The sequence below is a fragment of the Streptomyces sp. NBC_01446 genome (assembly GCF_026340095.1).
Classification (GTDB): Bacteria; Actinomycetota; Actinomycetes; order Streptomycetales; family Streptomycetaceae; genus Streptomyces; species Streptomyces aureus.
Genome location: NZ_JAPEPO010000001.1, coordinates 6,237,724 through 6,250,620, shown reverse-complemented (window position 1 = coordinate 6,250,620; position 12,897 = coordinate 6,237,724). Strand labels below are relative to the sequence as shown.

Sequence of the window (12,897 nt, the reverse complement as noted above, 5' to 3'; positions counted from 1 at the left end):
CGCTGGGGGCCTTAGCACCACGATGACCTGGCATGACGTTCACTTCTACCACCACACGGGGCGGTTCCCGGCTCCTCCTTGCCGGCATCGTCGTGTCCGGGTTCGGGACCTCCGCCATGTGGCTGGCCGCCGGGATCTGGGTGAAGGACCTGACCGGCTCGGACAGCCTCGCCGCGCTGGGCGCCTTCGCGCTGTGGGCGCCCACGCTCGCCGGGCCCGTGCTCGGCACGGTCGCCGACCGCACCCGGCGACGGCCCCTCCTCGTCGCCGCGAACCTGGGCCTCGGCCTGCTGCTCCTGTCACTGCTCGCCGTCGGCTCGGCGGGCCGACTGTGGATCCTGTTCGCGGTCCTCGTCGCGTACGGGACATGCGGCGTCGTCACCGACGCGGCCGAGGCCGCTCTCGTACCGGCCGTCGTCGGCAGGGACGCGCTCGGTGACTTCAACGGGCTGCGGATGACGGCCGACGAGGGCATGAAGCTGGTCGCCCCGCTCGCAGGCGCGGGCCTCTTCGCAGGGTACGGAGGCGGGGGCGTGGCCCTGCTCGACGCCGCGACCTTCGCCGCCGCGGCCGGGCTGTACGCGCGGCTCCGGGTCCGGGAGCCCGCGCCCGCACGCCGGACCACGGGCGTGTGGGCCCGCACCGCGGAGGGCGTGCGCGCACTGTGGCGGCAGGAGCGGCTGGCCCCTCGTCCTGGCCGCCGCGGCCACCATGCTGCTTGCGGGCCTGAACGGCGCCGCGCTCTACGCGGTCGTCGACGGCGGCCTCGGCCGCTCCCCCTCGTACGCGGGGGTCTTGTACGCCGCGCAGGGCGCCGGTTCGGTCGTGGCCGGGCTCGCCGCGGGAGGGCTGCTGCGGCGGCTCGGCGAGCGCCGGTTCGCGGCGGCGGGGATCGCCCTGTTCGCGGTGGGCGCGGGCCTGCGCGCGCTCCCGTACGACGCCGTGGCACTCGGGTGCAGCGCGGCGATCGGCATGGGCCTGCCGTGCGTCCTGATCGCGGCGCTCACCGCGGTCCAGCGCGAGACCCCGGACGCGTTCGTCGGCCGCGCGGTGGCGAGTGCGAACACGCTGATGTTCGCGCCGAACGCGGTGGCCCTCGCGATGGGCGCGGGCCTCATCGCGGTCGTGGACCACCGCGTCCTGCTGCCGCTGCTCGGTGCGGCCGGACTCGCGCTCGCGTGCGCTACTGCACGCCGGCCCAGCGCTTGACGGTGGCGACGGCCTTGGCCTGTTCGTCGGCGGGCAGCTTGGCGATGGACGCGCCGTGGTTGGAGCCGGGCACGACGTAGCGGTACGAGTCGTGCCCGCTCGGGGTGAACTTCTCGGCGCTCCACGGGTCGTTCTGCCCGTACACGAACATCATCCGCTCGCCCCGCGTCCTGACCCACTTGTCGACGCCGGAGATCGCGGAACCGTCGTACGTGCCGCGCATGGCGGCGGGCAGGACCGAGTTGGGCTGGTAGATGTCCGGGTAGTGACGGACGTCCTTGAGGTGCTTGAACTTGAGGTCGGCCCAGCCGAGTTGGGTGGCGGCCTGCCGGTAGTAGGGCCCGGTGCCGTTCGTGCCGAGGGTCTCGTCCTGGTAGACGCTGAAGCCGTGCCCCTTCGACCAGGTGTAGAGCTCGTCGTCGGTGGCCTTCTTAGCGTCGGGCACGGTCGGGCAGTCGTCGATCGTGCCGCTCTGCCAGAAGTTCCACACCTGGTCGAGCACGGCGAACTCGTAGGCCCTGTCGGTGGTTCCGAGGGTCTCCTCGAACGTGTCACCGGCCGCCGCCGCGTCGGCCTCGAACTTGGGGATGAGGGCGTCGCGGCGCACCAGCATCTCTCGCTGTACGGCGTTCAGGGCGGCACGGCACTCGGGCGTGCCGACCGTCCTGAAGAAGTTCTCGTAGCCGCTGTCGTCCTTGTTGTTGGCGTCGTTCGGGGCGACGAACGCGACGACGGCGTCGAGGTCCTTCGGGTAGAAGCGCTCGTGGAACGTGGCGGTCATGCCGCCCTTGCTGCCGCCCGTGCCGAGCCACTTGCCCTTCTCGATGGTGCGCAGGGCCTGCGTGACGCGGTGCTCGTCGCTGGACTCCTGCCAGACCGTGAGCTTGGACCAGTCGTCGCCCGCCGCGCCCTTGGGGCGGGACTCCGCGAAGTAGCGGTGCTCGATGGAGACCTGGTTGGCGTCGAGCAGCTTGGTGATCTCGCGGGTGCTGGAGGAGAGCGTGTAGCCGCCGGTGTAGAAGACGGTGGGCTTGGCGGCCGCCTTGTGCCAGAGCGTGAGGCGCTGCGTGAACGTGCCGGCCTTGGGGTTGCTGTGGTCGACCGGCTGCGCGTACGTGAGCGTGTAGAAGGGGTAGCCCTCCTTGTCGGTCACGGAGACGACCGACATGCCCGGGATGGCCGCCAACTGTGCCTGGATGTCCTCCTGTTGGACGGCGCCGGTCACATCTGCCTGCGCCGCCGCCGCGGGCACCGTCCCGCCGAGCACCGCCGCGCCCGCCATCACCCCCGCGCACAGCAGCGCGGCTGCCCCCTGACTCCGAACCTGTCTGCGACCCTGGCCCCGCCCCTGGTTACGCACGCGCACCTCGTGTCCCCTCCGTAGGAAGCGTCGATTGTGGTGCGCGGATGGTAACCGCTTTCAGGCGAGGTCCGACAGGGCCTCCGCGATCAGTTCCAGGTCGCTGTCCGACGCCAAGCCCGCGTGATAGAGCCGCAGTTCGGTGGCGCCGAGTCCGGCGGCGCGCCGGGCGTCGGCGGCGAGCGTGCCGGGGCTGCCGCCCATCCCGGCGACCACGGTGAGGTTGGCGGCCACCACTCCCCCGCCCTGAGCGGCGAAGGGAGCTATCAGCTCCGCGCCGCCCGTGCACGGCACGACCACGCCGTCCGCGACCGCGAGGATGTGCGCCGGGTCCACACCCGCGTTCGCCCCGCAGTGGTACGACGCCGGGTCGGCGTGCAGCAGGATGCGGAAACCGTCCGGCGCCTGCGCACGGACCGCGGCGACGGCGTCCTCCTGGAGGCCACGGGCGACGCCGTCGCGCCACGCGCGCGTGCCCGCCGCCGCGCGCGCCCCGAGCAGCTTCTCCACTGCCGCCCAGCCGGCGTCCGGGGTGCCGCGCCCGCGCCACAGGGGTTCGAGGGCGCGCCTGACGTCGGCCGCCAACTCGTCCGCGTCCAGGCCCTGTCGGCCGTATCCGTCGCGGCACGACGGGCAGAAGCAGAGCGACATCAGGTACTGGCCGGCTTCCCCCAGGCCGACGCCCGCGGTCTTGTCGTGGGCGTGCAGATGCGCGAGCCCGTACCAGCCGAGGGATTCGAGTTCGGTGCCCTTCGCGCCGGGCCGCACGGCCGCCTCCGCCGCCAGGTCGACGAGGTACGCGCGCGTGGCGGGCTGCGCGATGCAGGGGGCCCACGGATAGCGGTCGCCGTAGGCGTTGACGACGGAGGTGTCCGGACGTTCCGCGCCCAGACGGGAGTTGTGGGCGAGGACGACCCAGGTGTGGACGTCGAGCCCGGCGCCGGCGAGCGCCTCGGCGGCCTGCCCGAAGGCGTCGCCGGGTGCCCAGTCCCCCGCCTCGTACGGCCGCAGGTCCCGGCCCCGCCAGCGGTCGCCGGGCGGGTAGAGGACCGCGGCGTGTTCGGCCGTGACGACGCGGTGGCTCGGGTGACGGGGCGTCAGGGCGCGGGTGGAGTGGTAGGCGGAGGCCAGGGTGACCTGCTGGACGCCGAGGCCGGCGATGCGGCCGGCGGCTTCGGGGTCGCCGTTGACGTCCCACGGGTAGACGAAGGCGGATGCCCTCACGCCTGGTCCCCCGTCTCCGCCAGGAGCGCGCGGCCCCGCTCGACGATGCCGGCGAGCCGCTTGAGGTGCTCGTCGGTGGGCTCGTGCAGGGGCGGGCGGACCTCGCCGACGTCGAGGCCGGTGAGCCGGACGCCGGCCTTGACGAGGGAGACGGCGTAGCCGCGGCCTTCGTTGCGGAGTTCGACGAGTGGCCGGTAGAAGCCGTCGAGGAGGCGGTTGGCGGTGGCGTCGTCGCCGGTGCGCAGGGCCGTGTGGAAGGCGAGGGCGATGTCGGGCGCGAAGCAGAACACGGCGGACGAGTAGAGACCGACGCCGATACCGCGGTAGGCGAGTCCGGTGAGTTCGGCGGTGGGCAGGCCGTTGAAGTAGAGGAAGTCGGTGAGGCCCTCGGCGCGTACGGCGCTGATGGTGCGCTGGAGGAGGTCGAGGTCGCCGAGGCCGTCCTTGAGGCCGAGGATCTTGGGGTGACGGGCGAGGGCGACGACGGTCGCGGGCGTGAACACCGCGTTGTCGCGCTGGTAGACGATGATCTCCAGGGCGGTCGCGTCGGCCAGCTCCGAGTAGTGGCGCAGCAGGCCTTCCTGGCCGGCGACCACGAGGTAGGGCGGCATCGCGAGGAGCCCGTCGGCGCCGGCTTCGTCGGCGAGGCGCGCGTAGCGCACGGCGAGGGCCGTGCCGTACCCGGCGCCCGCGACGACCGGCACCCGCCCCGCGGTCTCCTCGACGGCCGCGGCCACACACGCCTGGAACTCCTCGGGGGTCAGGGCGTGGAACTCACCCGTCCCGCAGCACGCGAAGACCGCGGCGGCCCCGGCCTCGACGCCCTGGCGCACATGGGTGCGGAAGGTGTCGAGGTCGAGGGTGCCGTCGGGTCCGAAGGCGGTGACCGGGAAGAACAGCGGCCCGCTGGGGATGCTGAGTCGAGCGGCGAGAGGGGCTGACGTCACGGGCTCTCCCTTGGCGTGCACGGTTCTGATTTGCGTCTATATTTCTGAACACGCTCACGCTAATCCGCCCCCCGGGCATGGGTCAAGCACGCTAACTCGCATCGTGGCAGCGGATTTCGAGCCTCCGCAGGAGACTTGACTCCGCCCGGCGGCAATCTTTAGCGTGTCCACGGATGTGAATGCCGTGCATGAATGCGGCCATCTGGCTGACTATTCGAGGAGACTCCCGCATGCCCGCTCCCCGCACTGTCCTGCTCACCGGAGCCGCCGGCGGCCTCGGCACCCTGATGCGCGGACTGCTTCCGGCCTACGGCTACGAGCTGCGCCTCCTCGACGCCCGGCCGATCGAGGGCGAGCCGGACGCGATCACGGCCGACCTCGCCGACCGGGACGCCCTGCGCGAGGCCGTGCGCGGCGTGGACGCGATCGTCCATCTCGCGGGCATCTCCCTGGAGTCCACCTTCGACAAGATCCTCAAGGCGAACATCGAAGGGCTCTACAACCTCTACGAGGCCGCGCGTGAGGAAGGCGTGCGCCGCATCGTGTTCGCCTCGTCGAACCACGCGATCGGCTACACACCCCGCCCCGCGGACGGCGACCCGCGCGTGCCCGTCGACACGCACCGCCGCCCCGACACCTACTACGGCCTGTCGAAGTCGTTCGGCGAGGACCTCGCGCAGTTCTACTGGGACAAGTTCGGCCAGGAGACCGTGTCCGTGCGCATCGGCTCGTGCTTCATGGAGCCGACGAACGTACGGATGATGTCCGTGTGGCTGAGCCCGGGCGACGGCGCGAGGCTCTTCGACGCCGCGATCAGGGCCGAGGGCGTCGGGCACACCGTCGTCTACGGCTCGTCCGACAACACGCGCGTGTGGTGGGACCTGTCCTCCGCGCGGGCGCTCGGTTACGAGCCGCAGGACGACTCGGAGCAGTTCGCGGAGAAGCTGATCGCCGAATTCGGCGAGCTGGACCCGGAGAACCCCGACCACACACGGATGGGCGGGCACTTCGTGACGAACCCGCCCATCTGGCCGTACTGAGGCGGCGGTTCAGAGCCCTGTGTCGCGGCTCCTGAGGTCCTGTGCCGACTCGCGGCGCACCAGGAGCCTGGCCCGCCCGTCCGCCACGGCGACGACGGGCGGCCGCCCCACCAAGTTGTAGCCGGACGCCATCGACAGGTGGTAGGCGCCCGCCACGGGCACGGCGAGGAGGTCCCCGGGCCGTACGTCGTCCGGCAGCGGCACGTCCGAGGCGAGGACGTCGCCCGCCTCGCAGTGCCGCCCGACGACCGTGACGGGGCGCGTGGCCGCCGTGGAGCGCCTGCCGACGAGGCGGGGCGCGTAGCGGACGCCGTAGAGCGCGGGCCGCGGGTTGTCACTCATACCTCCGTCGACGGCGACGAAGACGCGGGCGCCGGTGCGCTTCACTGCGAGCACCCGGTACAGGGCCACGCCCGCGCGGGCGACGACGGCGCGGCCCGGCTCGACGGCGAGGCGCGGCACGGGAAGGTCCGACTGGGCGCAGGCGTCTGCGAGTTCCCGGCGCACGCGGCGGGCCAGCTCCGGCACGTCGAGCGAGTGCTCGCCGGGCCGGTGGGCGACCGCATGGCCGCCGCCGATGTCGAGCTCAGGCAGCGTGATCCCGTGCCGGTCGCGGACGCGGGCCATCAGGCCGACGAGGTGCCGCACAGCGACGACGTACGGCTTCACGGTGTCGATCTGCGAGCCGATGTGGCAGTGCAGCCCGGCCAGTTCGAGCCCCGGCTGCTCGACGAGGCGTGTCACGGCGTGCATCGCGGAGCCGTCGGCGATGGGCAGGCCGAACTTCTGGTCGTCCGTCCCGGTGCGGATCGCGGCGTGCCCGCCCGCGGCGACGCCCGGCACGACGCGTGCCATGACGCGCTGCCGGGTGCCCTGGGGGACGTACGCGGCGAGGCGGGCCATCTCGGAGGTCGAGTCGACGACGATGCGCCCCACGCCGTGCCGCAGGGCCGCACGCAGGTCTTCGGGGCTCTTGGGGTTGCCGTGGAAGACGATCCGCTCGGGCGGCAGGCCGGCGATGACCGCGAGTTCCAGCTCGCCCGCCGAGCACACGTCGAGCCCGAGTCCCTCCTCGTGGACCCAGTGGACCATCGCACGGCACAGGAACGCCTTGGCCGCGTACAGGACGTCGGCGCCGGGGAAGGCGCTGCGGTAGGCGCGGCAGCGTTCGCGCACGTCCGTCTCATCGAGTACGTAGACGGGGGTGCCGAACTCCGCTGCCACGTCCGGGAGTTCGACCCCGGAGACGGTCGGATCGCCGTGCGGTCCCCGGACGGTGGTGGCGGGCCAGAGTGAGAGATCGTCGGGCGACTGCGCCGGAATGGCGGTGGCCAAGGTCGTGACGGCCATGTGGACGGGCCCCTTCAGCCGCGGTGACCGGCGGGCGCCGCCGCCGGGCGCGGGTCGACGGTGAGTTCGGTGACACCCACCGGTCCCGTGAGGGCCCGCAGGGCGGGTTCGGCGAGCCTGATCCACGGCTGGCCGGGGCCGAGCACGTCGACGAGGAGGCGCTCGCTGGTGAAGCCGACGGCGGTGCGGCCACCGCGCGTGGTGCGGAAGAGACGGGTCGCGCAGGTTCCGGGTCCCGGCCGGACGGGGACGAACAGGGGTCCGGCCGGGGTGGGTTCGCAGGGCTCGGCGTCGTCGGCTTCGATGCGGTCGTTCACGGCTGCTCCTGGGTGGTGGCAAAAGGTGCTGACGAATGAGTGCTTCGGCAGTGACGTTATGCCCGCCCGCACCCGCCCCGGCCCCGCCGATGACGTGCTGTTGACGCCTTCTCGGCACTCCTTGACGCAAAGCGAACGCGGCATGCGGGCAGCGAACGGGCGGCCGCGGCGCCCCGAACGGGCATCGCCGTGCCCGCTTGCGCGCACCGCCCCAGGTCCGTGGCGGGCAGACGCCGGTGCGAACGGGCACAGACGGGCAGCATCGGACCGGTAACGAACCTGGTCACGGCCGCGGGCCCGCTGTACAAATTTCCCAGAGTCGCCGCACGGGCCCGAACGGGCGGCGGGACCGGACACCGGGCAGGCCCCCCCACGGCCCGCAACGCACAGCCAGGACCGCACAGAGAGGTGCACAGCATGAGCGCGGAGGAACGCCAGCGGGAGATCGTGCGCGCCGCACGCCGCAGCGGCTCCGTCGACGTCACCGTGCTCGCGGCCGAACTCGGCGTCGCGAAGGAGACCGTGCGGCGCGACCTGCGGGCCCTGGAGGACCACGGCCTGGTGCGGCGCACGCACGGCGGCGCCTATCCCGTGGAGAGCGCCGGGTTCGAGACGACGCTCGCCTTCCGGACCACCATGCACGTCCCGGAGAAGCGCCGGATCGCCGCCGCGGCGGCCGAGCTGCTCGGGGACGCGGAGACCGTCTTCGTCGACGAGGGGTTCACGCCCCAGCTCATCGCCGAGGCCCTGCCGCGGGACCGGCCGCTCACCGTGGTCACCGCGTCGCTGGCCACGGCGGGCGCACTCGCCGAGGCGGAGAACACGACGGTGCTGCTGCTCGGCGGCAGGGTGCGGTCCGGCACGCTGGCAACGGTCGACCACTGGACGACGAAGATGCTCGCCGGGTTCGTGATCGACCTGGCGTTCATCGGCGCCAACGGCATCTCGCGCGAGCACGGCCTGACCACGCCCGACCCCGCGGTCAGCGAGGTCAAGGCGCAGGCCGTGCGGGCCTCGCGGCGCACGGTGTTCGCGGGTGTGCACACCAAGTTCGGGGCGGTCAGCTTCTGCCGGTTCGCGCCGGTCTCCTCGCTGGAGGCGATCGTGACCAGCACCCTGCTGCCCGCGTCCGAGGCTCACCGCTATGCGTTGCAGGGGCCCCAGGTCATCCGCGTCTGACGCCCCTGCCTGCGTACGCCGACGGGTTCCGCACACCTCGGCGTACCCCTTTTCTCCCCTTTTGCCTCATACGTTCAGGAGCATTCATGCGAACCCAGAGCCGACGGAGGCCGCGCGCGCTGTGCGCCGCGGCCGCCGCAGGGACGCTGCTCGCCCCGCTGCTCTCCGGCTGCTGGGCCGGCGCCGGCGGGACCGGCTCGGGCGGTGACTCCATCAACGTCCTGATGGTGAACAACCCGCAGATGACCGAGCTGCAGAAGCTGACCGCCGCGCACTTCACCAAGGAGACCGGCATCAAGGTGAACTTCACCGTCCTGCCGGAGAACGACGTCCGCGACAAGATCAGCCAGGACTTCGCCAACCAGGCGGGCCAGTACGACGTCGCGACGCTGAGCAACTACGAGATTCCGATCTACGCCCGCAACGGCTGGCTGCACGAACTCGGTTCGTACGCGCGCAAGGACACCGCGTACGACGAGCGGGACATCCTCAAGCCGATGCGCGAGTCGCTCACCGGGGACGACGGGAAGCTCTACGGCCAGCCGTTCTACGGCGAGTCGTCCTTCCTCATGTACCGCAAGGACGTCTTCGCCAGGAAGGGGCTGCGCATGCCCGCGCACCCCACCTGGCAACAGGTCGCCGACCTCGCCGCGAAGGCGGACGGCGCCGAGCCCGGGATGAAGGGCATCTGTCTGCGCGGCCTGCCCGGCTGGGGCGAGCTCATGGCGCCACTGACTACGGTGGTGAACACCTTCGGAGGCACCTGGTTCGACAAGAACTGGAAGGCGCAGCTCACCTCGCCCGGGTTCGAGAAGGCGACCCGCTTCTACGTGGACCTCGTCCGCAAGCACGGCGAGTCCGGAGCCGCCCAGTCCGGCTACGCGGAATGCCTCAACAACCTCACCCAGGGCAAGACCGCCATGTGGTACGACGCCACGGCCGCCGCCGGTTCGCTCGAATCGGGGAAGTCCCCGGTCAAGGGCAAGATCGGCTATGTACCCGCGCCGGTCGAGAGGACGGCGAGCTCGGGCTGGCTCTACACGTGGGCCTGGGGCGTGCAGAACGCCTCACGCAACCCCGACAAGGCGTGGAAGTTCGTCTCCTGGGCGTCGGGCAAGGGCTACGAGAACCTGGTCGGCAACAAGATCGGCTGGTCGAACGTGCCGGCCGGCAAGCGCGCCTCGACGTACACCAACCCGGAGTACCGCAAGGAGGCCGCCGCCTTCCAGGACGTGACGCGCGCGGCCATCGAAGGGGCCCGCCCCCGCGACCCGGGCGTCCAGCCGCGGCCCGCGCCCGGCATCCAGTTCGTCGGCATCCCCGAGTTCACCGATCTCGGCACCAAGGTCTCGCAGGAGATCAGTGCGGCCATCGCCGGACGCCAGTCGGTCGACACGGCCCTGAGGAAGTCCCAGAAGCTCGCCGACGAGATCGCGAAGGAGTACGAGGGACGATGACCGCGACCACGACCGTTCCCGTCGCCCACGCGCGCGTGGGCACCGCCAAAACCCCCGGCCGGCTGCGCGCCTGGGCCACCAGGGCCCCGCTCCTGCCCGCCCTCGTGTTCATGATCGTGGTGACCCAGCTGCCCTTCGTGGCGACGCTGGTGATCTCGTTCTTCGACTGGAACGCCCTGTATCCGGACGCCCGCCGCTTCACCTGGTTCGCCAACTACGGCGAGGTGCTCACCGACCCGGACCTGCGCAAGTCCGTCCTGACGACGATCCTGCTGACCGCGACGGTCGTCATCGTGAGCCTGGTCGTCGGACTCGGCCTCGCACTGCTCCTCGACCGCAAGTTCCGCGGCCGCGGCCTCGTGCGCACGCTCCTCATCGCGCCGTTCCTGCTGGTTCCCGTCGCCGCCGCGCTGCTGTGGAAGCACGTCCTGTACAACCCCGAGTACGGGCTTCTCAACGGCCTGCTGCACTACGTCGGCGGCCCCCAGCCCGACTGGATCTCCAACACCCCGCTGCTCGCCGTCGAGACGGCCCTGGTGTGGCAGTGGACACCGTTCATGATGCTGATCCTGCTCGCGGGCCTCCAGTCGCGCTCCCCCGAACTCATCGAGGCGGCCCGGATGGACGGCGCGGGCAACTGGCAGGTCTTCCGGTATCTGACCCTGCCCCACCTGCGCCGCTACCTCGAACTGGGCGCCCTGCTCGGCTCGGTGTACATCGTGCAGAACTTCGACGCCGTCTTCACGATCACCTCGGGCGGCCTCGGCACCGCCAACCTGCCGTACACCGTCTACCAGAGCTTCTACCAGGCCCACGAGAACGGCCTCGCGTCGGCCGCCGGCGTCCTGGTCGTCATCGGCTCGATCATCATCGCGACGTTCGCGCTGCGCGTGGTGTCGTCGCTGTTCCGCGAGGAGGCGTCCCGCGCATGAATGTCCGTCCACCGCGTGTGAAAGGGCTCGGGCTCGTCGCCTGGCTCGCCGGCATCCTGTTCTTCCTGCCCATCGCCTGGATGGTGCTGACGTCCTTCCACTCGGAGGAGAGCGCCGCCACCAACCCGCCCTCGTTCGCGGCGTCCCTCACCCTCGACGGCTACCGCGACTTCTTCGGCACGGCGGGCGGCGCGAGCCCGTGGCCCGCGCTCGTCAACTCGACGGTGGCGTCGCTCGCCTCGACGCTGTTCGTACTGGTCCTGGCCCTGCCGGCCGCGTACGCGCTGTCGATCCGGCCCGTGAAGAAGTGGACCGACGTCCTGTTCTTCTTCCTGTCGACGAAGATGCTCCCCGTCGTGGCGGGCCTCCTGCCGATCTACCTGCTCGCCAAGAACACCGGGATGCTCGACAACATCTGGCTCCTGGTCATCCTCTACACGTCGATGAACCTGCCGATCGCGGTGTGGATGATGCAGTCGTTCCTCGCCGAGGTGCCGATCGCGGTCATCGAGGCCGCGCGGATCGACGGGGCGCGACTGCCGACCCTCCTCGCGCGCGTGGTGGCCCCCATCGCCATGCCGGGCATCGCCGCGACGGCGCTGATCTGCTTCATCTTCAGCTGGAACGAACTCCTCTTCGCGCGCGTGCTCAGCGGTGTCGTCGCGCAGACCGCGCCCGTCTTCCTGACCGGCTTCATCACGAGCCAGGGCCTGTTCCTGGCGAAGGTGTGCGCCGCGTCCCTCGTGATCTCCCTGCCGGTACTCGCCGCGGGATTCGCCGCCCAGGACAAACTGGTCCAGGGCCTGTCGTTGGGAGCTGTGAAATGAAGGCCGCCGTCATCGAGTCCGTCGGCAAGGCAGTGGTCACGGAGGTCCCCGACCCCACGCCAGGACCGCGCGACGTCGTCGTGGAGGTCGCGGCATGCGGGCTGTGCGGCACCGATCTGCACATCCTCCAGGGCGAGTTCGCGCCGACCCTGCCGGTGGTGCCCGGTCATGAGTTCGCGGGCGTGGTCGTCGGCCTCGGGCGTGACGTGCGCGAGGTGTCGGCCGGCGACCGCGTGGCCGTCGACCCTTCCCTCTACTGCTACGAGTGCCGCTACTGCCGTTCGGGCCACAACAACCTCTGCGAGCGGTGGGCCGCGATCGGCGTCACCACCGCGGGCGGCGCCGCCCGGTACGCCGTCGCGCCCGTGGCCAACTGCGTACGCCTCCCCGACCACGTCCGCACCGAGGACGCGGCCCTCATCGAGCCGCTGTCGTGCGCCGTACGCGGCTACGACGTGCTGAACTCGCGCCTCGGCTCCCATGTGCTGATCTACGGTTCCGGGACGATGGGCCTGATGATGCTGGAGCTCGCCAAGCGGACCGGCGCCGCGAGCGTCGACGTCGTGGACCTGAACGCGGACCGGCTCGCCACCGCCCGGAAGCTGGGCGTCTCGGGGTCCGGGGCGAACGCGGACGAGCTCGACCGTCCGCAGGGCTGGGACGTCGTCATCGACGCGACGGGCAACGCGGGCGCGATCCAGGACGGTCTTGAGCGGGTCGCGAAGGCGGGGACGTTCCTCCAGTTCGGCGTCGCGGACTACGCCGCGCGCGTGTCCATCGACCCGTACCGGATCTACAACCAGGAGATCACCATCACCGGCTCGATGGCCGTCCTGCACAGCTACGAGCGGGCCGCCGAGCTGTTCGCGGGCGGTGTCCTCGACCCGGACGTGTTCATCAGCGACCGGCTGCCCCTCGACGCGTATCCGCAGGCGCTCGACCAGTTCGCGTCCGGGGTGGGGCGCAAGATCGTGGTGGTGCCCTGAGCCATCGGTGGGAAGTCATCGGCAGGTAAGGGAACGGCAAAGCGGCACCGCTCGTTACCCCGGCATGAC

General features: G+C 71.5%; 11 protein-coding genes and 1 pseudogene. 7 read left to right on the top strand and 5 right to left on the bottom strand.

The window, feature by feature from the left end; translation table 11 throughout:
• The first annotated feature begins 32 nt into the window (after positions 1-32).
• Positions 33-1,209 (top strand): annotated as a pseudogene (locus tag OG456_RS28015) (MFS transporter).
• On the opposite strand, the gene OG456_RS28010 reads toward OG456_RS28015, so the two are convergent.
• Genes OG456_RS28010 through OG456_RS28000 form a run of 3 tightly spaced genes read right to left on the bottom strand, consistent with a single transcriptional unit; the run spans position 1,184 to position 4,740 of the window.
• Positions 1,184-2,575, bottom strand: coding sequence for a S28 family serine protease (locus OG456_RS28010; RefSeq protein ID WP_266565681.1), 1,392 nt, complete (start codon positions 2,573-2,575; stop codon positions 1,184-1,186). The pseudogene OG456_RS28015 and the gene OG456_RS28010 overlap by 26 nt on opposite strands.
• A 54-nt stretch (positions 2,576-2,629) precedes the next feature.
• Positions 2,630-3,793: a hypothetical protein gene (locus OG456_RS28005; RefSeq protein ID WP_266565679.1), complete on the bottom strand. Its 1,164-nt coding sequence runs from the start codon at positions 3,791-3,793 to the stop codon at positions 2,630-2,632.
• A complete protein-coding gene (locus tag OG456_RS28000; protein ID WP_266565677.1) occupies positions 3,790-4,740 on the bottom strand; it encodes a 5-dehydro-4-deoxyglucarate dehydratase in 951 nt (316 codons plus the stop codon). The genes OG456_RS28005 and OG456_RS28000 overlap by 4 nt, the downstream gene beginning before the upstream one ends.
• 230 nt (positions 4,741-4,970) lie before the next feature.
• Between OG456_RS28000 and OG456_RS27995 the strand changes: the two genes are divergently transcribed.
• Positions 4,971-5,780: an NAD(P)-dependent oxidoreductase gene (locus tag OG456_RS27995; protein ID WP_266565675.1), complete on the top strand. Its 810-nt coding sequence runs from the start codon at positions 4,971-4,973 to the stop codon at positions 5,778-5,780.
• Positions 5,781-5,789: 9 nt separating this feature from the next.
• Here the strand turns inward: OG456_RS27995 and lysA are convergent, their stop codons facing one another.
• Together lysA and OG456_RS27985 are read right to left on the bottom strand one after the other, a co-directional pair.
• Entirely contained in the window at positions 5,790-7,130 is a 1,341-nt protein-coding gene (gene lysA, locus OG456_RS27990) for a diaminopimelate decarboxylase (RefSeq protein ID WP_266565673.1), read from the bottom strand.
• Positions 7,131-7,144: 14 nt separating this feature from the next.
• On the bottom strand, positions 7,145-7,447 hold the full coding sequence (locus tag OG456_RS27985; RefSeq protein WP_266565671.1) for an SAV_915 family protein: 303 nt from the start codon (positions 7,445-7,447) through the stop codon (positions 7,145-7,147).
• A 417-nt stretch (positions 7,448-7,864) separates the two neighbouring features.
• Here OG456_RS27985 and OG456_RS27980 point away from each other — a divergent pair, with 417 nt between their 5' ends.
• The 5 genes from OG456_RS27980 to OG456_RS27960 all read left to right on the top strand — a co-directional run bounded on the left by OG456_RS27980 (position 7,865) and on the right by OG456_RS27960 (position 12,828).
• The gene (locus tag OG456_RS27980) at positions 7,865-8,626 is read left to right on the top strand and encodes a DeoR/GlpR family DNA-binding transcription regulator (protein ID WP_266565669.1); all 762 of its coding nucleotides are present in this window, start codon (positions 7,865-7,867) and stop codon (positions 8,624-8,626) included.
• Between the two features lie 86 nt (positions 8,627-8,712).
• Positions 8,713-10,083 carry a sugar ABC transporter substrate-binding protein gene (locus tag OG456_RS27975; protein WP_266565667.1) on the top strand — a complete coding sequence of 457 codons (1,371 nt, stop codon included), beginning with the start codon at positions 8,713-8,715 and terminating at the stop codon, positions 10,081-10,083.
• Complete coding sequence (locus OG456_RS27970) at positions 10,080-11,015, top strand: carbohydrate ABC transporter permease (RefSeq protein ID WP_266565665.1); 936 nt, start codon at positions 10,080-10,082, stop codon at positions 11,013-11,015. The genes OG456_RS27975 and OG456_RS27970 overlap by 4 nt, the downstream gene beginning before the upstream one ends.
• A complete protein-coding gene (locus tag OG456_RS27965) occupies positions 11,012-11,842 on the top strand; it encodes a carbohydrate ABC transporter permease (RefSeq protein WP_266565658.1) in 831 nt (276 codons plus the stop codon). Before OG456_RS27970 ends, OG456_RS27965 begins: the two co-directional genes overlap by 4 nt.
• Positions 11,839-12,828 (top strand): zinc-dependent alcohol dehydrogenase family protein, encoded by a 990-nt coding sequence (locus tag OG456_RS27960; protein ID WP_266565657.1) that lies wholly within the window; start codon positions 11,839-11,841, stop codon positions 12,826-12,828. Before OG456_RS27965 ends, OG456_RS27960 begins: the two co-directional genes overlap by 4 nt.
• Positions 12,829-12,897: the final 69 nt, after the last annotated feature.